The following is a 26,963-nucleotide window of genomic DNA, read 5'->3' as shown; positions in this document are numbered from 1 at the left end:
AATCCGAAATTTATTTATGAAAAGTGCGCGAGTTTACAAAGTCTCGCGTCATAGTAAATGTAAGGAGTTCACAAGGCATTACACGGAGGTGGAAATGGGTGAGTACAGTGAGCGAAAATAGCAACTTAGTATCAATCGAAGCCCAAACGGAATATTCAATTACGAGTGGAAAGCGAGAGACACGTATCTTTCTAAAGATGTATGTTGACGCAGTACACTCCGGTTTAATAGCGGACTTAGGTCCTGAAAGATGGACGACTTTATGTGTACTAGCATCATTCATGGACGAAGATGGTGAATGTTATCCAACACAAGATATGATTGCTAAACGATTAAATATAAGTCGTGAGAGCGCGAATAGACGCATCAAAAAGCTATGTGAGTATCGTTGGGATGGAAAACCCTTGGTCGTTAAGGAAAGACGCAGACACGAGCGTACGCAGCAGTGGGAGAATACGGTATATACGATTCTACCGATCAGTCAACTAACAATATTCGGAAATGAGCCGGAATCTATTAGTCCATGTGACGTATGACCACATATGGTAACTTCCACACATGGTTGTAGTTCACACTAACAAGAACTAACTCTTAACAAGAACTATCTTTTAACTAGAAAAAGATTAAGAGCTAAAACCCTGAAGTCTATTTCTATCGAAATATCCTTCCATCATTAATATATTCGGCGGTAATTACTTATATAAAAGAACGCCGCTAATAGATAATGAGATACAACGAGCGTGAGCGAAGTTGTCAGGTTTTAAATACTAAGGAGGTGTTATTAATGAGTTATGAAATAGCGAAGTTATCTAATGACATTAACGTAATCACCGCAGAAATAAACGCTTACCAACGAGTAGCGGGTGAAGCTATTTTCGAGATAGGAAAGCGCCTGAAACACGTAAAAGAAAATGATTTGGTACATGGTAGATGGGCTTCATGGTGCAATTCTATTGGTATGAGTAGAAATCAAGCGACAAAGTTTATAACTGTCTACGAAGAGTTAGATGTAAATGATTCGACGTCGAATCAAATTGGGCTTGAAGCCTTATACCTTATCTCCACAATGCCAGAAGAACAACGAGATAAATCGCACACAATCCCGTCAACTGGCGAAACCAAAACAGTAGACGAAATGACGGTCCGTGAATTACGCGAAGTAAAAAAGGCGTTGAAACAAGCCGAACAAGATAAACAAGTACTCGGTCAACTACTAACAGAAGAACGTAATAAACAACCGGAAGTCGAATACGTAAAAGACACCGAATCAGAAGAACAATTACGTTTGTATCGGGAACGTTATGGGGATATATCCGAAAATGTTTACAGGATTACGAACGAAACTGAAATATCCGGTATGGTAATGGAGTTTTCGGAGCACACACGTGATTTCATCAAACAATACGTATTCTTAAAACATTACTAAGGTTAGTTTCATGCGTTAAATAGGCAATCTAAAGCGGAGTATGGAAGTCAGTTAAATGCCATTACGGGATTTTTTAAACGATGTGCAACGCGTAGTAGAGTATTTGAAAGCGTCGCCCTTTCAACAATGTATTTAACTATATGCATTACTAAGGCTTATTACGGACTAGGGCGCTGGTTACCTATTATTTCCGTTCTTATATTCCTTACGTATTTATAGGTTGCACAAAGTAGTGAAATCGTGCGCCTAAAATGAAGAATTAATAAAAATTTGTTAGGAAGGTACAGCAGAGGAATACAGCGTTAATCGGAAAAGCTACAAGCCTCCGGTACATAGGAAACGAATTAGAAAAGAAACGTGGCAAATCGATAGAGAAGCGAAGTTTAGGAACGAGGAGAGAGGGAAAGTATATCGGGAGTTTACGAGAGTGCATGCGGTTAGGAGTTATTATTAAAAATAAATAAAGAATACGTATGAATTATTCCGTAAAAGACCAAATGGGTGAAAATGTTTTTTGTAAATTTATTCTTTAAATTAATTTTTACACTGATTAGCTTTTTTATTATCTATTTAGTAAAATTTTATAAGGTAAGTAGGAACATTTTTGGTAGTTATGGTAAAATACACTAAAGTATTATTGTTAATTCAGTATAAAAATATATTTATACATAATATAGTTAAAAATAATAGAAGGGGTTATTATTATATGCTAAATGAATTTATTACAAATCCATTAGTAACTGCCATGACTACAGAAGCTATAAAGAAGAGTGTGGGGGCAATTATTGATAAATGGGTACAACCAAAGTTGGAGGATATTAAAGTACGAAGAAACATAGATAGTCAATTAGAGAGTTCATTTATTGAGGTTTTTAATGATTATCTTGTTCGAACATACGAACAAAATAAATTTGTTAATGTTATTGCTCTTGGGAATAATCAGGTGGATATAGATCAAATATACCAACCATTAAAAATTAGTAGTGAAACTTATGGGGAAAACTATTACATTACGGATTATGATAGTGGTCTTTTTAATACATACAAAAAAGTTATAATAGAAGATAGTGCAGGTATGGGGAAATCAACTATTATGAAAAAGTTATTTATTTCTTGTATAGAGAAAAATGAAGGTATTCCTATATTTATTGAGTTAAGAAAATTACAAGAAGAAACTGACATAGTAGACTTAATAATAACCCAGCTTAATTCAATTCATAAAGAACACGATAAACAATTAGTGTTAGAGATTATAAATCGAGGAGATTTTATATTTTTCCTAGATGGATTCGATGAGATTCCTTTTGAGTATAAAGATAAAATAGTACATAAATTAAAAGAATTTATTGCGAAATCGAATAATAATATATTCTTACTTACGTCGAGAAATGATAATGTCCTTTCTAGTTTTGGTCAGTTTAAAAAATTTCATATTAATGGAATGCAGTATAATGAAGCTTGCGAAATGATTGAAAAGTATGACAGGATTTTAGGTTTTAACTTGTCAGACTCAATTATTAAACAAATAAATGAGAACTTAGAACAAGATGCATTTAAGGATTTAGTAGAATTTTTAGAAGTTCCCTTTCTTGTTTCTTTAATATACTTAACTTATAAACATAAGCGAGATGTACCAGTAAAAAAAGATCAATTTTATAGAAAAGTATATGATGCATTGTTTGAGGAACATGACCTATCTAAGGATGGTTATAAGCGTCAAAAATATAGCGGATTATCAACAGATCAATTGCATAAACTTTTAAGGAAATTAGGGTTTATTTGTTTGAAGGAAAATCGAATTGAATACAATAAAGATAAATTATTATCTTTGATTGAAAAATCGATAGATAGTCCTTATTTTGAAAATGTAAAGCCTCATGATGTTTTCCAAGATTTAATTTATAATGTACCGTTATTTATAGAAGAAGGGTTTACGTATAGATGGTCACATAAGTCGTTTATGGAATACTTTGCTGCTAATTTTATTTTTATTGACAACGGTGATAGAAAAGAGGAAATACTAGAAGGTATCATGAAAAGTAAGAGAGTCCCAATTTATCTAAATATATTAGATTTGTATTATGACATTGATCAAGAAAATTTTGACAAGGTAATAATTTATCCAATATTAGAAGACTATATAAACTATATTGGAGATATAACTCAATACAAATCTGAAATGGAGCGTTTTTATAAAGAATTCATGTATAAGAAAATAATTATAATTCAAAAAATGTATACTGGATATCCTATATGGGATGGGATACGGATGTTAAAAGAACGTTATTCTGTTGATAATGATTTCTTTTACGAGATAAGCCATGTACAATCTGTTGGTGAAAATCGAGAATTGGGATTGTTCGGTGAAACTACTAGCGTATTAGATTTATTCCTGTTACTTAAAAATAAAAAATCTAATATAATGAAAAAATTCTCGTTTGATCCAGAATGTATGGTGGCAGAGGTAGATAAGGATATACATATTATTTCATATTTGGATGTTAGTTTAAATGAATCTGAAATTAAAGAGAATATAACATATATATCAAACTCAGGTTATATTCGCTATAAAAATTTAAATTATTACCTTGATTATGAAAAATGCTTGGAGTATAAAAAACGTATTGAATTAGAAATTGAGAAAAGAAATAACGACACGATTTTTAGCGACTTCTAAACTGTTAAAAATCACTTTTTAAGTGATACGCAAATGCAACGTAGGCAGGAAGGTACTCGTCAGAGGAAGGGAAACGGCAGTGGAGTTTCGTTAAAGGCAGCTTTCGCTTTAGCAGCAGATTCGTTAGACCACCGTATTCCTAGACGAAGAAAGCGTACAGTTAACGAAATGTTACGAAGTGATACCACAAAGTCTAGGAATAAGGAACGTGTGGCGAAGTACAGGGAGTTTATAGGGATACAGCCTATTATGAATTATGTTGTTAGGGAGGAAATTGTAAAGTAGCCTTAAGGGCGGCAACAGAAAAGATGTACAGGACCGCTTATATTGCGGTCTTTTTTTGATTACATCAGCTTTTATGGACAAACGGCAAAATAAGATTTAAAATAAAAAATACAATATTATCCTAATTAAATAATATGATAGATTCTAGGTGAATACTGAGTTTGAACATCAGATCAAGTGTTTTTCTATAATGAGGGAGAGGGATATAAACTGGGGAAGTATCAAAAAATAAGGCGCAAAATGAGAAACATAAAAAACTTTTTCCGAAAAGTATATTTTAAGGTGGAGGGGAAGATAAGATACCCAATAACCTATTCTTTGTTTACCTTTGTCAGATATATAGAAATAGGAATAGTCGTATTGATAATTACGACATTATTACAAAAATTCAGGGTTTTGAATTGGGAATGGTTAGAGGGAATTTTGAGTCTAATACCTACTATATCTGATGAAACACTAAATCGACAATTTTTGTTTTCACAAATCAGTACAACCTTTCTTATTTTATCTTTGTTTTCATTAATAACCAATCTTAAAAAAGAAAAAGTTTTTGGGATTTCTATTTATAAAATTGCCTTTGCTAAGTCTGTTTTAGGGAATATTATATTTATAAGTGTTTCTGTATTTTGTCTTTTGTTTACTAATATTTGGATATATATTACCGATAGTTCTTCTAGTATAATTTTTAATGTGTTTCTAATAACTTTGTTTTTGTTAAGTTTGTTTGTTATCAAAATTATTCTTTATTCCAACAGCCAAGCACTAAGTATTAATAAGGTTGCTAGTATGTATTACACGGAAAATATAAAGATAGTGCGTAAACCGAGAATGAAGATAGGGGCACAGGAAGAATTTTCAGAGTATCTATTTGATTTAAATGAAGATGCTATAGAAAAAATTCTAAAAGGAGATATAGAATATCATAGAAACTTTTACATATACGAGAGAATAGCGAATTTATCATTGATAAACTATAAAAGTAAAATTCAAGAAAACTATACTGAAATCTCAAGCAAACCTGATATCATATTAATGTGGGTTTCAGCTATTGAAGAGTTAGTAAAAAAGGGACTATATACAGAAGCCCTTAGTCAATACAATAGAATGATTAGTTTGTTCATTAGGCACGAAGTGTATTTATCTTCATTTCGAATCAACGAACTTCTAGAGCAAATTTTGATAAGTATTTCTGCAGCAGAAAGTAAAGTAATCCTTGAACAGAATCAAAAGTTAATATTAGGCTCTATAGAAGTTACAATGAAATATGGTTATTTTGGATTTAACAATGATTTCTCCTACACAAGATTAGGAAAAAAGAAAAATATGTTTTATTTACAGCCTTTATACGGTAATTTTATGAATGATTGTTATAATTTGATCGATAAAAATAAAAATTTTACGGACTTAGAAAAATCGAGAAAAGTTTATGAGTATTTTGAAAAGCTTAGAATGATGCCGTGGAGTGTAACAAACTACATACCAACTGAGATAAAATATTTTGACGTGAGTAGGGAACTTAAAGAATATAATGAAGATGTATATTTAGTAGGGGTTCCACTAAGTAATTTGTTGTTAGTATTGATACAAGAGGATAAGAAAGGGAGATTACTGTATTTTTTAAATGACTATAGAGATAATTCGATATATCTGGCTTGTTTGATAGTTGCTTCTAAGTTGGCAACCTTATATGTAAGAACTAAGGAAGATGAGAAGGATAAAAAACTTATCGGAGAATATTTAGTGTGGATATTATCTAAAATAATTGAATTAGATGAGAAGAAGATTAAATATTATTGTTATACTATAGGACAGACAATGGGGAGAGCAACGAGTAACTTATATAGTGCGGTTTATTTGACAACGAGAAATAAAGAAATTTTAAACATCGTTAAACAAACTATTATGATTAAGAAGAAAAGTATTAATGTGGAGGATATAGTTTTTTCTAACCGGGAGTTGAGTGAAATAGTAAAGCTATTTTTCGCTAAATATGATAAAAATCTTTTGAAAGATAAGCAAGAGGAAGCAGATCAGAAACTTAGTGAAAAATTTGGTTTGTTGGTCAATTTATTATAGTTCATGTATGTTTATCTATCGTTTAACTACTTATTTTATAGCTTTTTGTATCCTATTAAAAGACGTCCCTCAAGGGCGTCTTTTTTACGTATTATAATCGAAGAGGAGACGATAATATGGTAGATAACTACGCGATTGAAATTAAAGACACGGAAGGTAAAACGTATTTACTCTGCAAAGAAGGTAGCGCTGAATTATTAACGTTCGCTACATACGAAGAAGCAGACGATTACAACTACGAATTTGAAGATACATTATTCGACGGACTTACGAGTCGCGCCGTTAAAACAAGCGAATATTTCAACTAAACTTACGGCGGTCATTGCGACCGCTTTTTTTATTTTACTTTAATCTATCGGAGGTTCTATATATGGAAAACAAAGGGTACTTTTACTGTTATTCGCCAGCGTTACACGTATTTTTACGAGAGCGTGGTATACGTTATATCTGCATGGCATTAAACGAGAATACATTACGTAAGTTTTGGCAGTATAAGAGTTCGCCAGAATTAGACGAAGCACTAGCTACTTGGGCAGCGAATAAGCCTAAGTAGCTTTTTATATACGTTAAGTAGCGGTTTGTTTATATCGAATATATTTTATATGGAGGTTTTATATATGGAAAACGAAAAGCAACGCGCACTACCGTTTGATTTATCGAAAGGGTTCACGGCTATACCTACGTCTGTAATGCGTCACTACACGTACTTACCTGGATTTAACGGTAATGTCATTCTAGTGTACGGATATATTATCGCGATGTACAATCCGCAATACGGTTACGCGTTTCCTACGCATGATCAAATAGGGTTAGCGTTAAATATGTCGAGGAAAACAGTCGGTAAACACATCAGCGTTTTAGAGGACGCTGACCTTATCGAAGTAAGTAAACGTGGTGGTAGTACAAACGATACTTATACGTTACTTAAGCCGATAGAGGAAGAACGTGAATTCTATTCGAGGTTTCCACAAGCGTGGGAGAAACGTCAGAAAGCGGAAGTAACAACGGGGAAAGATGTTAAAGAGCGTTATGAAAGAAAGGCTAGATACGAAGATAATCAGGATAGTAGTGACGATATCATATCGTATTTGTAGTACGATTAATCCAGTGAGTAATTATTACACATTGAATGAGTAATTTTTACCCATTGAGTGTGAACTTTTTACTCCGTATATATATTTACTTACTATAAAGATTTACTATTAAGAGATTAAGAGTATAAGTACTATTCGGTAAGTATTCACTAACGTTCATACTTACCGGTAATCCTTTTCTAACGAAAAGAATTACTATCTTATATATTATCGATAAAGTATTTATATAAAAGATACTCCGCTAATGTATTGAGAAATATATAAGGATATTAAACTTCAAAGGATTCTCCGTGGATAAATAGAAGTATGTCCGTATCTGTTTATATTGAAAAGGGAGAGTCGGTTAGTATGATAAGTTTTGGGATTAATTTACGTACTATCATAAGTTATACGCAAGTGAGTAGGAATCGTAACAATATAAAAATACTAAGTAAGTTGGGCATAAGATTATTTGATACGAACGGTGAACCGTTACCTGTTTCGGAGGTTAATCAAGAATTAATGACGGCATTAAAACGTCAAGACATAAATAAGCAACGATATATAATAAGCCATTTAGAAGGATAGAAAATATGGTATTATTCGGCGTCTCTTAAATAGAGGCGTTTTTATTTTGCGTAGAAAGGAGGATGTATTCTTTTCTCTAAGAGGAAAATGATAAAATACTACGAAAGTAATATAGAGGAGGGATGGCGAGTGAAAGGGAGCGTTTTATTCGATAAGAGCAGAGAGAGTTGGTACTTTTCATTTGATAGAAAGAAGGATCCATTCACAGGAAAGCGTCGACAAGTGAAGCGAAGGGGCTTTACATCTAAACAGGAAGCCTACGAAGCGATGGTGAAATTGCAAGCTGAAATGCTAGACGAAGAATTTACGGATCTATCGACGATGAAATATGGTATATATGTTGATGAATGGATGAAGGAGCGTTCATTTTATCTGCAAAAGTCAACGTTCGATATCCATAAGACGTATATAAAAAATGTAATTAAACCACGTATTGGTCACTTTGGATTGCAAAAGATTCAACCAATACATATGCAATCATTCGTTAATAATTTAGCTATGGAAACTAATTATTCGGCTTATACAGTTCACCTTATATTCCGAATAGTAAGTGCTTCGTTAAAAAAGGCGCAGGTTTTAAAGCTTATTAAAGAAAATCCTACCATAGGAATTACATTACCTAAGATAAGAAAAACAGAGGAAATAAATGTATGGACGTTAGAGGAAGTAAACCATTTTATAAATGAGGGTAAGAATGTTTATCGTCCTACTCGATTTTATATTGCCTGTGTCATCGCATTACTGACGGGTATGCGTCAAGGCGAAATCATGGGGCTACGTTGGAGCGACATCGACTTCGAAAATAGGATAATTTACATAAGACAGACGTTAACCCAGACGGGGGAAATTAAAGTAGGCGCTAAAAATAACGCAAGTATACGTAATATACATTTTCCGATAAAACTAATCGAAGAGTTAGAGATACATCGTGAAATGATAAAGAGAGAACGTTTATATCACGGTAGAGATTACGAGAATAATGATCTAGTAATATGTGCACGTAAAGGAAACCCGTTAATCCCTAGAAATGGTCGCATAGAATTCTATAACTTAACGGAGAAACTCGGATTACCTAAGATACGATTCCATGACCTACGCCACACACATGCAACTATGCTGATTCAGCAAAACGTGAATGTAAAGCTGATATCAGAACGGTTGGGGCATACGGATATTCAGACGACTTTGAATACCTATAGTCATGTGCTACCGACAATGCAGCGTGAGGTTGCAGAGAAGCTTGATGAGATGTTTGGGGAGTAGTGAGAAAGAGAGCGCTATGCAAAGCGCTCCAATCATCCCAAGCTACACAACTCTATTTTCTTCTCGCTGATTATCAAACCACCTTATTACTTGTTGAGCAAGAATATCAACACACATAACAAATTCGTAAAGTTGCTCTTTTGGACACTCCATTCCCTTTTTTTCGTAATTAGTTTTCGCATGGGCAAACATATTTCTTGTATTATTGATGGCGGTAGATACTTCTTCAATCGCTTTTTGTTTATTATCTGGAGTGTTAGCTGAAACTAATCGTTTTGTCGCCTTTAAGAAAGGGGGGGCTATTGATAAAATTTCAGAAATATCACAGCAAGTTTGAACTGTTAATTTTATTGCCTGATGCTCTTTTTTGTTATTGCGGTAATCTTCAAATACTTTACCTAATTCAAGTATATATTCTGCATCTGGTTTTAGTGCTTTAGGACTAGCTAGTTTCTTTAAAGCCTCTTCAATTAATTCTTGTTGAATAACTGTTTGAGATACGTATTCTATTACTTTTGTATAATTCAGCATTAAAATTTCTGCATCAGCTGTGGACAATGTAGAATTATATATTTGTAACAACTCTCTAATCCCTTTCCCCTCTAATAAAGGTCGAGCTCTGGAAGGTATGTCATCATCTTCTTCATCATTTGTGTCAGTTAATTCAGGGATTACTCTTTGTGATGTATGTATATTTAATTTAAATGATGATTTTAATTCGAATAGATAAGCTTGTGCTAAATCGTCAATAACGGTTTCATCTATTCCATCGTCACATCTTATCTCTATAAAAATATCCTCGTAATTGAAAGCAGGTATATATTCTGTATACAAATCCTCAATAATAAGAGACATTCCGTAACTAGTTATATCCTCCACAATTTCAATAGTATATTTTTTATTTTTTATATATTGTGTTACGATATCCGGAGCTTGATACCTTGCTTTTAAAATAGAATCATCATGACTATCAATTGGAATTAATGCGACCTTATCTCCTATAAACTTGTAATCATCTATGGTTTTTCTTTTTTTTGCTTCTGATACTACATCTAGCAGCCTTTCGAGGCTAACATTATGATTTTCATATTCATTATTTCCACTATCGAAGTAGAAACTAAATTGTATCTGTCGGTCAACGAAAACATCTTGATCAGTATCTTCCCCGGTATAAAAATAAGATTCTAAATCAAATTCATCATTAGCAGTAATATTGTATTCCTCAAAAAAGGTAAATAACTCCTCTGCTTCATCCTTTAACTTCTCTGGAATAAACTTTATAGACATATATCTCCCACCTTATCTTGAAACGTATCTTAATTATAATGGAATTAAAATGCATATTAAACAAAAAAGGCATCTATTGCAAGTGACTACCGCTAACTAAGCGAAGTGTAAACGTTAAGGAAGATCGGTAAGAGGAAGGGAAGACGTTAAGTTTATACGGAAATAACGAGATAACTTACTGATAAAACGGAGGAGGAATTACGGTGATTAGGGATAAGATCGGCCTTACATATTTCCTTATAATATATAGATAATAAAGAGTGAAATTAGTATAATTGTAGTGAAAATATAAAGGGCATAAAGAAAGGGAATATTTAGATGAATGAATATTACGGGGAACGTCACGGTTTAGTCAATAAGAATAAATATGACCTACGAGACTTAAGGGATTTATTTGTATTATTTCATGATAATTTACGTAAAGATGGGTACCTAATTAAATTCTATGGCGGAAAAGATAGCTGGGGAGGTTTCCATTCAGGTATTTGTGGGGATAATATGGATGTTTTTTGTTTTTCTAAAACTGGATATAAAGGACTCTTGCCAGTAGATTACGGTATCAGATATAAAGAATCTCAAATATTTACTTTAATAGAGATGTTTTATACATATGTTAACGATAATGATCCTTTTTCTGATGGCGACGGAAAAATAGAGTATAGAAAGCGTATAAACAAAATACTTAACAGTTATGGGAAATGTTGGGAATTGACTGATGAAGGCTATGTGCGTGAATTAGTGGATAATGGATTATCAAATCTTTTAGCACAAGAATACGATGATTCAGATATCTATACTGATATTAGTGAAGCTAAACAAAAATTCCTTAAATATGGAGCAACACTAGACGATAAAAAAGACGCGTTAATCCGTCTAGGTAATATAATGGAGCCCCTTCGTGATGAAATGAAGGCATCACTATCTAAAGCAGATACGAGCGATATTTTTAATCTATTAAACAACTTCCAATTACGCCATAACAATGCTAAACAAAAAACGGATTATGATAAAGAAATTTATTATCCATGGATGTTCTATCAAATGTTAGCTGCGCTAGATGCATTTTTGAAAATCAAAGAGCGAGGGCAATAAAGGCGAGTGATATTTGCCAGGAGTACGGTTATTAAAAAGAGGCTACCTTAATTGGCGGCCTTTTTTGTTTTCCTATAATTGATAGCTGGCAAGGGGAGTAATTAGTGATATTTTACAAAAAAGTTATCTTGTTTATTACACCTATCTATTTTTTATTATATGTATCTTTAATAAAACTAAATGATTTATCCTTTAGATAAAAGCTCAAATGTGGATACTCTAAATTAAATAATAAATAATTAAATAACCCCCAAAATAAACTTTTTACTTTAGTTTCTGAGGTTCCTTTAATCCTCTGGAATATATGTTTTTTAACATTTTTGGGGAGTAAGTTAATAATATCCTCTATTACTCCTTCATCTAAATCCATTTTTAAATCATGTGCTAGTCTATTTCTTAAGCGGTTTACTTTTGAAATTGCTTGGTACGTTTCTAATTCAATAAAACCAATACTTCTTATTAGTTCTAGTTTTTGAGAAAAATTAAATATATTCATTTTAGGGGTATTCGGAAAATAATCTACAAGCATTTTGTTCATTATTGATTCTAAATATAAATGACCTTTAATAAAAATATATAACGGTTCTTGATTTTCCATATCACTAAAAAATTCACACATAAAATCAAAGTGTTTATTTATTTTGTTTGTCATTTCCAAGTGATTTTCCCTCCCGCAGACATAAATACCAATTAATATTATTTAATTCTATCATACAAAAAGCACGCAAAAAAGACCGCTTATAGAAAGGACAATGTCGAAATCGATTCTTTAAATGCTTGAATAAATCTGTTTGTTGATCCGTCCGGCATTTCGCGCGCTTTCTCGAGTTCCTCGTCGGAGTATGACGTTAATTCATATAGAAAGGACATTGTGGTTGGTAATTCATGCACCGGTGCATGTTTCCCGAATCGTTCATACACTCGAATAAATCCACGTAAACCTAACATAACTGAACAAATAAGCGAACTCTCATCGTTATGCATTACGTTACATATTCATATTACCAGCCGAACGCTCGTGACGCGCGTCCACCCTCTGAATCTCACCTTTTCGATAATTTCTCCCACGCACGGAAATCGTGCATCGTAACTAATGTAATATCTAACGATGGGAAGTAGCTGTTTTCCTTCGTATATATAGAAATAACTAAAATATCGATTTCCCAACGCTTCCCATTTCGCCAGCTTTCGGCTTGTTATATACAGCCATTCCGAAACTTTTAACGTAAGTGTAAAGCGGCTTAATTCAACACTATATATAGAAGAGATTGATTACGGTAGTTTACAACGGTTTACATTTTATCAGTCTCCGCCGTCTTACACACACCCGCCTGGAATTTTCGGAAGTGGGTCATTTTTCGCCTATATATAGAAGAAACTCGTTTAGCGCCTTTCTTAATACTTCCGATTTCATCAGCTTCACCCCTTCGGAAGAGACGTGCCTTGAAAACTTCAACCCAGCCGTCCGTTACCTCCGTTCATAAAAGTATACCTTTACGAACCATCGATAATAGGTCGATTATTAGGTGAAATGGCGTTCGTTTAATATTAGAAATCAATTTACGGACGTTCGTTTATTTTGTTGACTTTTACGAATGTTCATTTTACAATCGAGTCAAACATGAAGGAAAGGGAGTAAGGGGAATGGCGGAGAGTAGAAAGATTGGGTACGTTAGGGTAAGCGCTAAGGATCAGAACGAAGGCAGACAGTTAGAAGCGTTAAAGAAGTTAGGGATTTCCGAGCGTGACATATATGTAGATAAGCAAAGCGGTAAAGACTTCGACCGACCAGAATATCAGATACTAAAGCGTGTGTTACGTAAAGGGGATATATTATACGTTCATTCGCTTGATAGGCTAGGACGCAATAAAGACGCAATACTAAAAGAATGGAACGAGATAACGCAAGAGATACAAGCAGACATCATCGTAATAGATATGCCGTTACTAGATACGACGAAGTATAAGGATAGTGTCGGTACGTTCGTGGCTGACCTGGTACTACAAATACTATCGTGGATAGCCGAAGAAGAGCGTAAGAAGATACGTATACGGCAAGCTGAGGGGATATCCAACGCACGTAAGCAAGGGAAAGAGTTAGGCAGACCGAAAGCAACGATTACAGATAATTTTATGGATGCATATAAACGATGGAAAGCTGGAGAAATAACGGCCGTAGCAGCGATGAATGAGGCGGAAGTAGGGAAGACGACGTTTTATAAACTAGTAAAAGAATATGAAGCAAAATTATAGTCGGTAAGTATACTCGCTTTTTTATTTAGGGGCGGGGGAGGTTTTCGGGATTATGCTTCACCAGGTGCTTGCAAAATCCGTGCAAAATTTAAAACTTCAGCTCTAACCCCTAGATACTACTCTACGTTTTAAAGTATATAAGCTGTTTGGAAGGTATTTATACAACTTCGCATGTACATACTCAATTTCGCTGATAATACTCTAGGAAAAACGGCCTTAAAACGTGTAATATAGACGCCAAAGTTGACGTAAACGGTTCGCCTCAATACCGCGTGCACAATTCGAAAGGGAATACGTATTACATTATGGCTAGTAATTCGTATATGGAAGTACGTTAATCGGACGTAAAAAGACCGCCTATTACGGGCGGTCGATTTTTTTTATTAAGTGTTTTTTAATGCTTGTTTTAGCGTTTTAACTGTTTGTTCAAGCCATTCTAATGGTGTTATTTCTAATCCTTCAAAATATATCCCATCTGCTGAAAACTGTATGTACTCATTTTTTTCTTTATCACTATAATCACTTTGAATAAATTCAGTTAGAAAAATAATAGCGTCTTGTAAATATTCCGTACTTTCTTCTTCAAGTAACTCTTGGAGTGCTTCTTCGTAAAATGTATCTTGATGAAATGTTGCTGCTAAGAACTGATAAACCGGATTTTCTGGATTTTTTTTTAATAGCATATATTTCTTTCCTCCTATTAGTCAACTGGATAACCTGTTAAAATGAAATTTCCATTGCCGTCTTTTTTTAAGACAATTTTGGCATTTTTCATATCATGAGCTGTTGTAGCCCCTCTCCGTACTCCACGCCCAATAATATCATTATTATAATAATCCAACGCTATCGTAGAACGGCTTCGGGGATTATTTAACCAATCTCTAATAATTCGTTGGTTATTAGGGTCACTGAGGGTAGCATTAGCTACTTTCTCAGCGGTAGCCCTATCAGTAAAAGTTGATGCCCCTGTTATTCTAGAATCATTCTGTAATCTTTGCAACAACTCTTCATCTGTTTTTCCTACGTGTCTTTCGATTAAATGTCCACCTCTAGCTTTATGCGCTTCTAGTCCGCCTCCTGGAGTAAGCGGACTGCTATCACCAGGTTTTACATTAAGAATATTTTCATCTCTAGTAAATTGATAGGTCGATAACTTTTCCTCAACTGCTCTAAAATCTGGCGTATCAAATCTAGACCGCAAACTGTCTCCGCCAGCAAAAGCAAATCGGTCTTTCAATGGTAATTGACTTGAAATAGAAGGGATATTCTCTGAAAATCTTGCTGAATTTACAGTGCTTCCAAGGGAAGTTACTTTTCCAATTTTGTTTGCTCCTTTATCCCCAATCCATCCTAACCCAAGTTCCATAAAAATCTGTGTTCCCCATTGTGTACGCCTTTCAGCATCTCCATGCCAAAAATCATTCATAAATGAATCAGAAAAAGTATTCCACGCAATAGAGGCTGTCTCTAGGGGATGACCTATAGCATACTTAATATTTTCTTTTGTTACTGTATCGTCTAGTGAATTGAATCCTTCTACAATCTCTCCGATAACTTGCCCAGAACCAACGTATATACCGTCCCAAACTTTTCTAAGCATAGATTTTTCAGGGGGGGTATCATACATTGTACCTTCTTCGATATTACCATCTGATGATAAATCGCTAGTTACAATATTGTCCGCTTGACGTTCCCTAGCTTCTGTAATCGCTTGAATAGAAGTAGTCCACTCCATATTCAACCCTTGCGTACTAAATGTACCACTTGCGGGACTAAAACCTTTTCCACTTTGAACTTCGGCAAGACCTGCCGCAATACTAGCTGCTAGTTGAATCGCTGTAGCATAATTATTACTAGACGTTTGATTGAATTCATACAGGTGTTCTAACTTTTCTTGAAGTTTGTGCCTCATGGCAATAAAAAGATTCGCCATAGCGTCCATACCTGGGATCGGCATAGTTTGGTTGAGCGCTTCTGTACTTGCTATCATTCGGTCAATTTCTCGAATTTGTTCTAATATTTCTTGTTCAATTACATCTGCCTGAGCTACTTGTGATTGAAATTGACTTGGAAAGGCATCGTTCTGACGGATTAATTCTTCACATAAATAAATGATTCCTTGTGCTAAAGGGCGAAAAGTTTCTGCGAAAAATGCTTTTGCACTATCGTAACTTTGCCCTTGTAGAACGGTATCACTGGTAAAAACATCAATCGACTGAATAGCTTGTTCCATACCTTGAATGGTAGCGGTACATACAGCATTCATACTTTGAGTTTGGCTTTGTACTTCTTCTAAATACATATTTAAACTCATGGATTCACTCCCCTGAATTTTTTGCAAGTATAATTATACCAAAAATTATCTATATTTTCCTTTAGGTATTTGTATTACTTTATATATATACCGCTAAATTCCTAGACAATTCTCTCGATATTTGACCATAGAATTTACGTTAGCACTTCGAAAAGGTATCCTTTAGACCGCATATCTCTTCATGTGACCAAATAAATACCTATTTAGAAAACGTGTTGCCAAAATGATACCTATTTCGGACTCCGGTGACGTATCCTTTCCATAGTTCCCGACGTCGGGAAGTTTCCATAAAAAAGAACGCTCTATTCAGCGTCCGATTGGTTCGATTCTTTCAAAATAATAAGTTCTCTAATATCTACAATTTGTAATTCAGTAGCAATTTTTTCGATAGCCTTTATAGGAAGTTGCTTGCTTTTATTGTGATACAGATCGTGAATAGTCGCTGCTCTTACCCCGGTTGCTTCAGACAAATCCTTCTGGGATAATCCTCGTTTTTCCAATTGTTCTTTTAATAACACCTTAATCTCCATAGGTTAAAACTCCTTTTTTATTTTAAGTATAAATTAAATTACGAAAATCGTAAAATAACACTTGAAAATTACGAAAATCGGAATTATACTAAGTTTGTAATTACGAAAATCGGAATTTTGAAAGGAGATAAAACGAAATGAATCTAAAAAATCTCGAAGAGGTAAATGTAAAAGTAACTATTCAGAATCACGACGGCAGCACCGCTATATTCACCGAAAAGGGGCTGAAAATCAGTGATACATTAATTCTTAGTGTTTATGAAGCTGGCTTATCTATCAACAAGTTTCACTACGATCAAACAGGCGACATAGTTCTAGATGAAGAGATACTCGATTTGCAAGGTTCAGTCAATGACTACGGACTTAACTTAGAAGAGATTAGTAACATGAACGCTATCGAATTCTTATTGAAAATCACAACGCTCACAAAGGGTTTACATTAATGGAGGCGCTGAAAATGTTCGCAAAGCTAAATCGTTACTTCGGTCTTGAGACGTTATCTGATCGTGTCTGGTATTACGGAGTCTTCGGAGTAGGCGGAACGTTGTTTTTGCTTGATTTATTCATAGCGTACGTCTTATAAAATTTCGAAAAGGTGAGTCGTAGCCGTTCGCCTGCGGTAGGCAGGCAGGTGAATAATCGACCGAAGTGGTGCGTTAAGGTGGCATGGAGCCTTAAGGTTGGCGCCTTATGATTGCATGTGACTTTTCGTCATCGGCCTATAAATAAAAGGGGGAAACGAAAATGGAGAAAATAACGGTTAATTTTCATTATCAAGATGTAGATGGATTAAAAGAATCGAAGTATGAAGCGTTTTTGTTATCGGATTCTGTATATTACGAGTTTAACGGAGAGAACATAACCTTCCGAGAAATACCTTTGTACGAACGCGGCAAAAAAGAGTTAACGATTTACGATTCAGATAGTTATAAATCGGCCGAAATTCAATGTAAAGCAGAAATCGAAAATATACACGAAATGAGCGCCTTAGAATTTATTGAAGCGGTACTAGAAGGAGAGAATTAAACCAGCGGCAACTGGTCGAAAAATACACCCAGGCAAGGTAAGACGAAAACAACGACGGCAATTATATATATATATAACGATTTAAACACACGCAGCCTATACGCGTGTTTTTTTGCGTTTATGTGATTAGGAACTGTGCGGAATGAAAAATTTACACGATTTTTTTAATATAACCGAAAATTTATCCAGGATTTTTGTGCGAAAAGGATAAGTCATGCGTCTTATTTAGTGTAGGAGTTAAACGTCATAAAAAAATTTGCGTAAAAGTATCTAACGGGAGTCTAACTTAGTATATCTGTAACACGCCAATCCAATGGGTAATAATTACTCGTTGAGTGTGTACTTTTTAATCCGTATATAGATTTACTATTAAAAGATTAAAACCTTGCGACTTCGGTTCCGGCTATCGCCTACACTTGTCGCCCTATCCTTTATATATTTTCGATTATGTACTTAATATATTATCGGCGAAGGAATTAGATAGTAGCAGACGGCTTTGGAGCGTAGCGGAAAAGGCGGATGCAGGGTTTAACTACTTTAGCACTTTTATATACTTCTCTTTAAGGGTGAGGGCTTATAAACCGCGTCATATCAACGTTTATGAGGTCGGTTTAGCACTTTTTTTCTTCGGAAAGTAGTAACGGAATGATGTAGCAATTAAACGGAGGGATGATTGCATGGAGAAAATAACGGTTATTGATTCGATTATGGGTAGCGGGAAAACGAGCTGGGCGATACAACATATCAACGAAAGTCCATCGTATAAAAAATTCATATATATTACACCATATTTAGATGAGGTTGAGCGGATTAAAAAGGCGGTTACCAATCGTAGTTTTGCAGAACCAAACAATGCTAATGAGGAAGGGCGTAAGTTACGTAGTTTAAAAGAATTAATTGTTAGTGGCAAAGATATCGTAGCGACTCACTCGCTTTTTCAGATGGCTGATGATGAACTTATCGAACTTCTCAAAGGAGCGGGTTATACGTTGATACTGGACGAGGTGATGAACGTAATTGAAAAAGCGAGTATTAACAATCACGACATAAAAGCGCTACTTGACCTTGAATACGTAAAAGTTATCGATAATAAAGTACGGTGGATCTATAACGAGTACGTTAGCGGTCGATTCTACGATATTAAACTCTTGGCGAACGCTGGAAATCTATTCTACCATCGTGGTAGGTGGTTAATATGGTCGTTTCCTCCGCAAATGTTTAAAACATTCGATGAAGTATTTGTAATGACGTACTTGTTTAAAGGGCAGATACAACGATACTACTACGATTTACATAAGATGGAATGCGAATATAAGGCGGTTAAGTATAACGGTACCGATTACGAATTAATAAAGTACAAACGTGAAAATGAAGGAAGACAAGGAATCTTTGAATTAATCGATTTATACGAGGGTAAACTAAATGATTTTGCTACTGCGGACAACGCATTAAGTTCTACGTGGCTAAGACGGGCAAACGATGAATTACTCGAAAATATTCAGAAGAATATTTATAACTACTTTCGAAATGTTACTAAAGCTAAAGCTGGAGAAATTCTATGGACAACTCTTAAGGAAAAGAAAGTAGATTTAAGCGGCAAGGGGTATACGAAAGGGTTTATTCCATGTAACATGCGTGCTACAAACGAGTATGCAAATAAAAGTGCGTTAGCCTATGTATTTAATCGTTTTCTTAATCCGATGGAGGGTTCATTTTTCGGGGATCATGGCGTTAAAGTGGACGAAGAAATGCTTGCAGTCTCCGATTTATTACAGTGGGTATGGCGTTCGAGAATACGAAATGGTGAACCGATAAAATTGTACTTACCGTCTAGTCGAATGCGTCGATTATTGAAAGAATGGGCTAAATACGAGGTGTAAAACGAAAAGAGTTTTAAATTATAACGTCTAAAATGCCGTTTTACACACCTTTAGTATGAAGAGAAGGGATTATTTTTATTTTTTAACTTGTAATTTTGGCTTATATACCCCTTTAAGGTACGCACAGTAATTTTTTTCTAAAAATACTAGCACAAAATGGTGTTTTAGACACCTATAAAGGGGATAGACTTTTGGTAAAATAATTATAACTTATAACTTCCAAAATGTCGTTTTACGCACCTATAAGGTGAGAGAGGAAGAAGTTTATAAAAAGTAGTACTAATTTATATCGTTAATTATCTATGCATCATGAGGGGATATAAAAAGATAATCAAAAATGGATTAGGGTAATAACAAATACGTAATACTGTATCAGGAATAGTGAGAAATACATCTAATTTTTGATGGCTCAGTTATCCTAGTAAGTGATACTAATTTTTTTCGGGAAGACTACTATTTTTTACCCTCTCAGTTACCTATACCTTATGATGGGAAATTTTAATCACTGTATCTATTGCTTTCTACTTCTTTAGTTATCTATAAGTAATGTAGATACTATGAAATTATTTATCGTTTGACTATTGTATTTCATACCGTTTTGCGGTTATACGTATTGAGGAGACTACTAATTTTTAGTACGTTTTGTATCCCATTATATGAGAAATTCCAATCAAATTTTGAGGTAGTACCGACTGTAAGTAATTATGGTCGTTATTATATAAACTAATTGTTCTAGTTTTTAACGCATTCGTTTTGCAAGCATTTAGAGGGCGCTTCCTTAGTGGAGCGTTTTTTTCTTTTACCTTCAATGTGAAGTTTTGGAATGAAAAAATAAAAGTTTATAAGAAAGGGGTTGAATTGGATTGAAAATCGATGGCAAGTTGGTTCGTTTAATTCGTTTTGATGAGGGATTAACACAAGAAGCTTTTGCAAAAACATTGGGCGTAGGATTAACTACGATTGCTAATGTTGAGACAGAGTATCGTCCGGTTTCTAGTTCGTTAAAAGTAAAACTAATCCGCACGTTTAACTTAACGGACGCTAGATTGGAAGAATTGAAAGCGATAGAAAAGGTGGTTTTTGCATGAAATCAGATAAAATGATAATCGATTTTGCAGCTTTACGTATTCAAAACGGAGTATACATCGCAGGCGCAGCGATAGACTTTTTAAACTTCGATGATGAAGCAAAACGTATTTACATTCCGTACAAGGTAGCGAGTCTTTACATCAATGATACGGAAGTGAATTCAATGAGGAAGTGTATCAAGTGGTTATTAAAACGATTGTCAAAAGAAGTTCCGGAAGGCGTTACACAAATTATATTTTGTTCTGACTTACCTCATCTTATTCGCAATAGATATTACCGAAAAGAAATCGAGAGTTTAACTGGCGCTGAGGTTTTTATTAAACATGTCCCTATGTTGGGTAACAAACGAAACGAGATTCGGTTATTAGCAAACGATGCATTAATCCGTAAAAACAGTGTGATAGGAGAGATTAAATGAAAGAGGTAATGGCAATTATTTTCCTAAGAAGTCACCCTGTAGCTGGACTAGCAGTAAATTGGCATGTCTTTGATAAAGCTACTGGTGAAATCATTCGTAATAATGCTTTCTCTCGATTCAAATTTGAGATTGTGGATACGATACATGAAGTAATGCAAGAAATTACCGGAGTATGTAATGAGTTTGATTTACGTTTGACTGATATTAGGTTGGAACGAGGTTAAACAATATGGAGAAGATAGAAGTTTATAGAGAGGCGTGTAACGTATACGTAGGAAATCAATCATCTGGAGATAGGGAGACCATCGTTTACTATAGCGATCGGTCTTTTTCTATTATAAATTCAAATGAACAAACAAAAAATGAGGAGAGATTATATGATTACAACAGAACAAAGTTTAAAAGAAATCCAGAAATTAGTGGATAAATTAACTAAAACAGCGGAAGCACCTGAAACTAAATATTATATAGGCATGTTACTACAACTGTTTGGCCGCGAAGCAGAAAAATTCGGAAAACTAAACCTAGCACTAAGCGAAGAACTTGCTGAATTAGAAGCATTACGAAGGTTTGTAAAATCCCAGGGGCTGCAATCTAATTTCCAATCATATAAAAAACTTGGGAGTAGATAGGTATGGGGGTTAATCGCGTTGAGGTACAACTTTTAGCAGATATATCTAATCTACAACGGGGTATGCAACAAGCAACACAAGCAATACGTAACTTCCATCAGGCGGTGAATCAACCAATAAATATACCAACGCCTAATATGAGTGGTTGGAATTCCGCAGTTCAAAGCGCGGGTCAACACGTACAACAATTGAACAGTCAAATGCGAAATATGACTCCGCCTCCACCACCGAATATGAGTCCATGGCAAAATACTTTTCAGAAGGTAAGTAGTCGAGTTCAAGAAGTGGGACACCGAGTACAACAAGCAGGACAGGTAGCACAAAATGCTTTTGCACCAGCCGCCGCCGCTTCCGGATTTTTTCTAGGCAGAATGATAAATGATGCGAGAGAGTTCGAAAGCCAAACGAGGAGAGCAGCAGTACTAACGGGGGGTTCTTACACCAAAGTAAAATCCGATATTTTAGACATGGCAAAAACGTCTGTTTATTCGACAAGAGAAGTAGCCGCTGCGTATGCGGAACTAGGGGCGAAAGGATTCGAAGCAGTGCAAGCAACTGATGCATTACCTGGTGTTTTATCAGCGGCAGCAGCGTCGGGCGAGGACCTTGGTATGGTAGCCGATACGATAACTTCCGCATTAAACGCATTTAGTATGGAAGCGAAGGATAGTGGGCACGTAGCGGACGTCCTCGCTCAAGCAGCAAATGCAACCGCCGCAGGCGTGTACGATATGCAATATGCCTTTAAGTACGCGGCAGGTCCGGCAGCACAGTTGGGTATTGGAATGGAAGAACTTGCAGCATCCGTCGGTATCATGTCTAATGCTGGTATCAAAGGTGAGACGGCCGGTACAGCGTTAAGATCGGCAATGCTCCGTTTAGTCAAACCGCCGAAAGTAGCGGCAAATATGTTGAAAGAATTAGGTGTTACTACGACTGATAGTAGCGGTAATATGAAGTCACTCTCTCAAATTATCGGTGAATTACAAAAAGGTATGGACGGAATGACAAGCGCTCAAAAAGGTGCAGCGTTAGCTACGATATTCGGTACAGAAGCTGTTTCTGGTATGATGGCACTTGTTTCAGCAGGCCCGGAGAAAATCGATAAATTAACGCAATCTCTTATTAAATCGGATGGTGCTTCGAAAAAGGCAGCCGACTCGATGCTCGAAGGTTGGGCCGGCGCGCTTAAGATGATGGAGTCTGCTATAGACGCTAACTCTAAACTATTTGTAGATGCGCTTGGCCCCGCTATAGAAGCTGTTGCTAATTCAATTACTAGTTTGGTTAACTGGTTCGCTAATTTATCAGGGACTATGCAAAGTGTAGTAGCTATCTCAGCGGTATCTGTAGCTACATTTTTAGTAGTTGCTACGGCATTTGGGATAATGATAAATGCTATAGGAGCCACCTTACTTGTATTCGGAAAGTTATTTCTAGTGATAGGTAAGTTAGGTTCACTTATCAGCGTACTAGTTGAAGGAATAACTATCCTAGGTACTATAATCAGTGCGCTTTTAGGGCCAGTTGGTATTGTAATCGCAGCTCTTTCTCTACTAGGAGCAGCACTAGTTCAACTTTACAAACATAATGAAACGTTCCGTAACGCAGTAAATAGCGCTTGGGAATCGATTAAAACTACAACTATATCAGCCGTGGAATCTATGAAAGCGGTGTTTGACTCATTTGGTGCGTATCTTGCAACTATCCCCGCTAAATTTACAGCGATGGGCGTTGCGATAGGTGCTTTTTTTAGTTCCGTAACCGCTAAGCTAAGCGGTATCGGTCAGAGTATAAGTGGAGCTTTCGGTTCAGCTATTGAAGGATTAATCGCTAAGTTTTCAGGTATGGGAGCAGCGATTTCACCAGTTGTAGATTTTATAAAAGCATCGTTCTCATCAATCGGTAACACAATCGCTACATTAACACCGCTAATCGTACGTTTGGGATTATCGTTTTTAGGTGTATCTGGCCCTATCGGTTGGGTTATCGCTATTGTTGCTTCATTAGGCGCTACGATTTTTAAACTTGTGAATACGAATGATCAGGCAAAAGCAGCGTTAATGTCAGCGTGGGAATCGATTCAAAGTGTGTTTAGCACGGTCGCTTCCGTCATCATGCCGATAATTACTTCACTAGCGCAAGGTTTTATCGATGCATTCGCGCCTTTAGCACCGGAGTTTCAAAAAACCGGTCAAGTCATCATGGAAAGTTTCGCATCGCTACAGCCAGCATTTGCAGAGTTAGGCGCAGCGTTTGGCGAGTTAGGTTCGACTATTATGAGTCTTTTTGGAGACGTTGTAAAACAAGTAATGCCGGTAGCAATGGATTTATTTAAGCTATTCGGAGAAAACATTCAATTAATCATGCCTATGGTTACGGATTTAATGAAGCTATTCGCTGATACAACGATTGAAATTATGCCTGCAATTACGCAAGTAGTCCAGGAGTTATCTCAGATGTTTGCAGAATTGGCGGCTGAAGTAATGCCGATGCTTTCACAAGTAGCACAAGAAGTGTTCCCGACAATATTAAACGTTATCCAAGCATCGGTTGGTATATGGGTAATGCTTATAAAGACTTTCGGTGAGATTCTTGTAATTGTAGCGCAAGAGATGATACCGGTCATACTTACGGTTGTTCAAGAGGTATTTCCTATCATTCAATCGATTATTGAGACGGCTATTCCTATAATCATAGAAGTTATTAAGTTGTTCGGGGAAATTATAACGATAGTTGCTACGACTGTAGTTCCGCTTATTTTACAAGCGGTGCAAGAGGTCTTTCCGGTAATTCAAGCAATTATTCAGGCTGTAATTCCTATAATTTCAGCATTGTTACAAGGTGCAGCCGAGATTATTAAAGGTGTATTAATTCCAGCGATTCAATTCATTTTACAAATTGTGCAGGCGGTATTCCCAGCGGTAATGGGTGTTATTAAATCTGTTATCGGCATCATCACGAACATTATCAAACTATTTACGTCTATATTGAAAGGTGATTGGAGTGGCGCATGGGATGCGGTTAAGGGAATTACGTCAAATGTAATGTCGTTGATTAAAAGCATTATCGATGGAGCGATTTCCTTAATAGGTGTAATCGTACGTAACGGGTTGAATTTAGTCCAATCGATTTTCTATAGTGTATTAAATGCGGTATGGAATGTAGTCAAATCTATATTCGAGGGAATACGTAATGTGATTTCATCAGTAATTTCAGCAGTAGGGAATATCATTTCTGCGGGTTGGAATGCAGCTAGTTCCGCAACGTCTAGTATCTTAGATGCGATGTCTAATACGATATCAAATATATGGAATAAGATCATCTCGTTCTTAAAAGGGATTAACCTATTGGATATCGGTAAGAACATCATGGAAGGTATGTTAAATGGTATAACTTCGATGGCATCTCGTATTTGGGACAAGGTAACCGAGATAGGTAACGGTATTAAGGACAAGCTTACCGGACTGTTCTCGATTCACTCTCCTTCACGTTGGATGCGCGACATGATCGGCGTAAACATGATGCAGGGTTGGATTAACGGTGTTGACGGAATGAAAAGTTCGGTGCAACGTACGACGCAACAGATGGCGGACTGGATGAAACCGGAAATGTTAGCGGTGGATACAGGTGCTTCCATACCGAGAGGAGTAAGCGGGTTAGGTGCATATCAATCAGCTAAACCTACACCAAACATGTATAAACCGAGTCAATACGAAAACCAACAGTCTAGAAATAAGGAACCGGCGAATATTAATATACAAATAGGTAAGCAGGAGTTTTCAAGATTTGTTGATGATATTACTGGCGAGCAAGAAGCGGTTAAAAGACGTAGAGAAGTATTTTAAAGGAGGGCGGTAGCTTGCTAGTTTTTAATGGAATAAATTTAGAAGAATACTTTAAGTAATTATTAAGGCGTGTCTTTCCATTACGGAAGGGCACGTCGTTTTTTATTTGGGTACAAATGAAAGGAAGCGATATTATGAGAGCAGAAACTAAAGTCAAACGATTAGTAAGGGAAACGTGCGCTTGTTACACTCCGAAAGAAGGTAATTGTGTTTACCAGGCGAAATGCCCGTTCCTACAATCGATGTATTATCGCGATAAAGAAGTAAAATTCGAAAGCAAACGCTGTGGATACTTTGAAACGTACGTATTACCGGCTGATAAAGAATTATACGCATTGTACTTTAACGAAGGTCGGAGCGGTAAGGTATGCGAGGTGTGTAACGATTATTTTATCGCTAAAGGCAATCGAGCTAAATACTGTGACGGATGTCGTGACGGGGTGCGTAAGAGACAAGCACGAGAGCGTATGCGTAAGTATAATCGGAAAATAGGATAGATATTGACACAATAGGATGGTAGAAATACGTTATAAGTCTAAATTTTACTGATAATACTCTCGTTAAAACGAACGGTACATATTAGGTCGATTAATTATGTTATGATACGGTTAATCGTAATCTATTACGTAAAATTCTCAAATCTTATATTGGAAGTGTAAGAGATAGAGAGAGTAGGCTAACTTCGTTGATCAAAATAAAAAGCGCAGGAATCCCTACGCTAGTTAAAGGAAGATATAAACTCTTGTCCTGTAACAATTTATTATATAAATTTTACTGTGCTAGCGGTCACACTAGCGGTCACACTTTGTGTAAAAATCCTTATCAAACGCCCTCCACAAAGCCTTTTGTATAGCGGTTTCTGTGTACGATGCATACACTGGCCAAACACGCGATGTAAAAACACTATCCGGTGGAGAGAAATTTAACGCATCACTTTGCCTAGCGCTAGGAATGGCAGATGTCATTCAAGCATATGAAGGCGGTATTTCCATCGAAACGATGTTCATCGATGAAGGGTTCGGTTCATTAGATGAAGAATCGTTAACGAAAGCGGTAGATGCCTTAATTGACTTACAAAAATCAGGCCGATTTATCGGTGTCATCTCACACGTTCAAGAGCTGAAAAACGCAATGCCAGCTGTATTAGAAGTAACGAAGCAGAAGGATGGGTGTAGTCAGACTAGGTTTGTGGTGAAGTAAGCTTAG

The 26,963-nt window shown here is 35.8% G+C and carries 28 protein-coding genes and 1 pseudogene; 23 read left to right on the top strand and 6 right to left on the bottom strand.

The window, feature by feature from the left end; genetic code table 11:
* The first annotated feature begins 98 nt into the window (after positions 1-98).
* The 10 genes from D1166_RS05305 to D1166_RS05260 all read left to right on the top strand — a co-directional run bounded on the left by D1166_RS05305 (position 99) and on the right by D1166_RS05260 (position 9,388).
* Positions 99-536 (top strand): helix-turn-helix domain-containing protein, encoded by a 438-nt coding sequence (locus D1166_RS05305; RefSeq protein ID WP_000108901.1) that lies wholly within the window; start codon positions 99-101, stop codon positions 534-536.
* Between the two features lie 188 nt (positions 537-724).
* Entirely contained in the window at positions 725-1,426 is a 702-nt protein-coding gene (locus D1166_RS05300) for a DUF3102 domain-containing protein (protein WP_326047669.1), read from the top strand.
* Between the two features lie 706 nt (positions 1,427-2,132).
* Entirely contained in the window at positions 2,133-4,103 is a 1,971-nt protein-coding gene (locus tag D1166_RS05295; RefSeq protein ID WP_165851655.1) for an NACHT domain-containing protein, read from the top strand.
* Between the two features lie 33 nt (positions 4,104-4,136).
* Positions 4,137-4,388, top strand: a complete 252-nt coding sequence (locus tag D1166_RS05290) for a hypothetical protein (protein ID WP_098220926.1) — start codon at positions 4,137-4,139, stop codon at positions 4,386-4,388.
* A 360-nt stretch (positions 4,389-4,748) separates the two neighbouring features.
* Positions 4,749-6,464, top strand: a complete 1,716-nt coding sequence (locus D1166_RS05285; protein ID WP_133300460.1) for a hypothetical protein — start codon at positions 4,749-4,751, stop codon at positions 6,462-6,464.
* Between the two features lie 116 nt (positions 6,465-6,580).
* Positions 6,581-6,772: a hypothetical protein gene (locus D1166_RS05280; protein ID WP_098220928.1), complete on the top strand. Its 192-nt coding sequence runs from the start codon at positions 6,581-6,583 to the stop codon at positions 6,770-6,772.
* A gap of 62 nt (positions 6,773-6,834) precedes the next feature.
* Complete coding sequence (locus tag D1166_RS05275) at positions 6,835-7,017, top strand: hypothetical protein (protein ID WP_098220929.1); 183 nt, start codon at positions 6,835-6,837, stop codon at positions 7,015-7,017.
* 64 nt (positions 7,018-7,081) lie between these two features.
* Complete coding sequence (locus D1166_RS05270) at positions 7,082-7,558, top strand: winged helix-turn-helix domain-containing protein (RefSeq protein WP_098220930.1); 477 nt, start codon at positions 7,082-7,084, stop codon at positions 7,556-7,558.
* 348 nt (positions 7,559-7,906) lie between these two features.
* Positions 7,907-8,125 carry a hypothetical protein gene (locus D1166_RS32120; RefSeq protein WP_086423377.1) on the top strand — a complete coding sequence of 73 codons (219 nt, stop codon included), beginning with the start codon at positions 7,907-7,909 and terminating at the stop codon, positions 8,123-8,125.
* 129 nt (positions 8,126-8,254) lie between these two features.
* The gene (locus D1166_RS05260; RefSeq protein ID WP_098220945.1) at positions 8,255-9,388 is read left to right on the top strand and encodes a site-specific integrase; all 1,134 of its coding nucleotides are present in this window, start codon (positions 8,255-8,257) and stop codon (positions 9,386-9,388) included.
* Positions 9,389-9,430: 42 nt separating this feature from the next.
* Here the strand turns inward: D1166_RS05260 and D1166_RS05255 are convergent, their stop codons facing one another.
* The gene (locus D1166_RS05255; protein WP_098220931.1) at positions 9,431-10,675 is read right to left on the bottom strand and encodes a hypothetical protein; all 1,245 of its coding nucleotides are present in this window, start codon (positions 10,673-10,675) and stop codon (positions 9,431-9,433) included.
* A 318-nt stretch (positions 10,676-10,993) separates the two neighbouring features.
* Between D1166_RS05255 and D1166_RS05250 the strand changes: the two genes are divergently transcribed.
* The gene (locus D1166_RS05250; RefSeq protein ID WP_098220932.1) at positions 10,994-11,767 is read left to right on the top strand and encodes a hypothetical protein; all 774 of its coding nucleotides are present in this window, start codon (positions 10,994-10,996) and stop codon (positions 11,765-11,767) included.
* A 145-nt stretch (positions 11,768-11,912) separates the two neighbouring features.
* Here D1166_RS05250 and D1166_RS05245 read toward each other — a convergent pair whose 3' ends face one another.
* On the bottom strand, positions 11,913-12,425 hold the full coding sequence (locus tag D1166_RS05245; protein ID WP_098220933.1) for a hypothetical protein: 513 nt from the start codon (positions 12,423-12,425) through the stop codon (positions 11,913-11,915).
* 80 nt (positions 12,426-12,505) lie between these two features.
* On the bottom strand, positions 12,506-12,751 hold the full coding sequence (locus D1166_RS31060) for a hypothetical protein (protein ID WP_133300459.1): 246 nt from the start codon (positions 12,749-12,751) through the stop codon (positions 12,506-12,508).
* 660 nt (positions 12,752-13,411) lie between these two features.
* Here D1166_RS31060 and D1166_RS05240 point away from each other — a divergent pair.
* Positions 13,412-14,020 carry a recombinase family protein gene (locus tag D1166_RS05240; RefSeq protein WP_098220934.1) on the top strand — a complete coding sequence of 203 codons (609 nt, stop codon included), beginning with the start codon at positions 13,412-13,414 and terminating at the stop codon, positions 14,018-14,020.
* Between the two features lie 383 nt (positions 14,021-14,403).
* On the opposite strand, the gene D1166_RS05230 is transcribed toward D1166_RS05240, so the two are convergent.
* The 3 genes from D1166_RS05230 to D1166_RS05220 all read right to left on the bottom strand — a co-directional run bounded on the left by D1166_RS05230 (position 14,404) and on the right by D1166_RS05220 (position 16,864).
* Positions 14,404-14,703, bottom strand: a complete 300-nt coding sequence (locus D1166_RS05230; protein WP_098220935.1) for a contact-dependent growth inhibition system immunity protein — start codon at positions 14,701-14,703, stop codon at positions 14,404-14,406.
* A gap of 17 nt (positions 14,704-14,720) precedes the next feature.
* Positions 14,721-16,334 (bottom strand): RNase A-like domain-containing protein, encoded by a 1,614-nt coding sequence (locus tag D1166_RS05225; protein ID WP_118043255.1) that lies wholly within the window; start codon positions 16,332-16,334, stop codon positions 14,721-14,723.
* A gap of 302 nt (positions 16,335-16,636) precedes the next feature.
* Positions 16,637-16,864, bottom strand: coding sequence for a helix-turn-helix domain-containing protein (locus tag D1166_RS05220; RefSeq protein ID WP_098220937.1), 228 nt, complete (start codon positions 16,862-16,864; stop codon positions 16,637-16,639).
* Positions 16,865-17,001: 137 nt separating this feature from the next.
* On the opposite strand from D1166_RS05220, the gene D1166_RS05215 reads away from it, so the two are divergent.
* From D1166_RS05215 to D1166_RS05165, 11 genes and pseudogenes are all read left to right on the top strand, one after another.
* Positions 17,002-17,307: a hypothetical protein gene (locus D1166_RS05215; protein WP_098220938.1), complete on the top strand. Its 306-nt coding sequence runs from the start codon at positions 17,002-17,004 to the stop codon at positions 17,305-17,307.
* 14 nt (positions 17,308-17,321) lie between these two features.
* Positions 17,322-17,447 (top strand): DUF3961 domain-containing protein, encoded by a 126-nt coding sequence (locus tag D1166_RS05210; RefSeq protein WP_118043260.1) that lies wholly within the window; start codon positions 17,322-17,324, stop codon positions 17,445-17,447.
* Positions 17,448-17,608: 161 nt separating this feature from the next.
* A complete protein-coding gene (locus D1166_RS05205; RefSeq protein WP_098220939.1) occupies positions 17,609-17,890 on the top strand; it encodes a hypothetical protein in 282 nt (93 codons plus the stop codon).
* A gap of 677 nt (positions 17,891-18,567) precedes the next feature.
* Positions 18,568-19,770, top strand: coding sequence for a hypothetical protein (locus D1166_RS05200; RefSeq protein ID WP_098220940.1), 1,203 nt, complete (start codon positions 18,568-18,570; stop codon positions 19,768-19,770).
* An 863-nt stretch (positions 19,771-20,633) separates the two neighbouring features.
* Entirely contained in the window at positions 20,634-20,858 is a 225-nt protein-coding gene (locus D1166_RS05195; RefSeq protein WP_165851654.1) for a helix-turn-helix domain-containing protein, read from the top strand.
* Entirely contained in the window at positions 20,855-21,277 is a 423-nt protein-coding gene (locus D1166_RS05190; RefSeq protein ID WP_255422349.1) for a hypothetical protein, read from the top strand. The genes D1166_RS05195 and D1166_RS05190 overlap by 4 nt, the downstream gene beginning before the upstream one ends.
* Positions 21,274-21,501, top strand: a complete 228-nt coding sequence (locus tag D1166_RS05185; RefSeq protein ID WP_098220942.1) for a hypothetical protein — start codon at positions 21,274-21,276, stop codon at positions 21,499-21,501. The genes D1166_RS05190 and D1166_RS05185 overlap by 4 nt, the downstream gene beginning before the upstream one ends.
* A gap of 153 nt (positions 21,502-21,654) precedes the next feature.
* On the top strand, positions 21,655-21,909 hold the full coding sequence (locus D1166_RS05180; protein WP_098220943.1) for a hypothetical protein: 255 nt from the start codon (positions 21,655-21,657) through the stop codon (positions 21,907-21,909).
* A gap of 2 nt (positions 21,910-21,911) precedes the next feature.
* Positions 21,912-25,757, top strand: a complete 3,846-nt coding sequence (locus tag D1166_RS05175; RefSeq protein WP_421471443.1) for a phage tail tape measure protein — start codon at positions 21,912-21,914, stop codon at positions 25,755-25,757.
* Between the two features lie 134 nt (positions 25,758-25,891).
* Positions 25,892-26,254, top strand: a complete 363-nt coding sequence (locus D1166_RS05170; RefSeq protein WP_205753375.1) for a cysteine-rich VLP protein — start codon at positions 25,892-25,894, stop codon at positions 26,252-26,254.
* A gap of 352 nt (positions 26,255-26,606) precedes the next feature.
* Positions 26,607-26,957 (top strand): annotated as a pseudogene (locus tag D1166_RS05165) (SbcC/MukB-like Walker B domain-containing protein); the annotation flags it as partial.
* Positions 26,958-26,963: the final 6 nt, after the last annotated feature.

Origin of the sequence: Bacillus sp. ISO11, assembly GCF_003458115.1 — a bacterium.
GTDB classification, from domain to species: Bacteria; Bacillota; Bacilli; order Bacillales; family Bacillaceae_G; genus Bacillus_A; species Bacillus_A cereus.
Note: the sequence above shows the minus strand (reverse complement) of the source record. Positions and strands in the feature narration are given on the sequence as shown.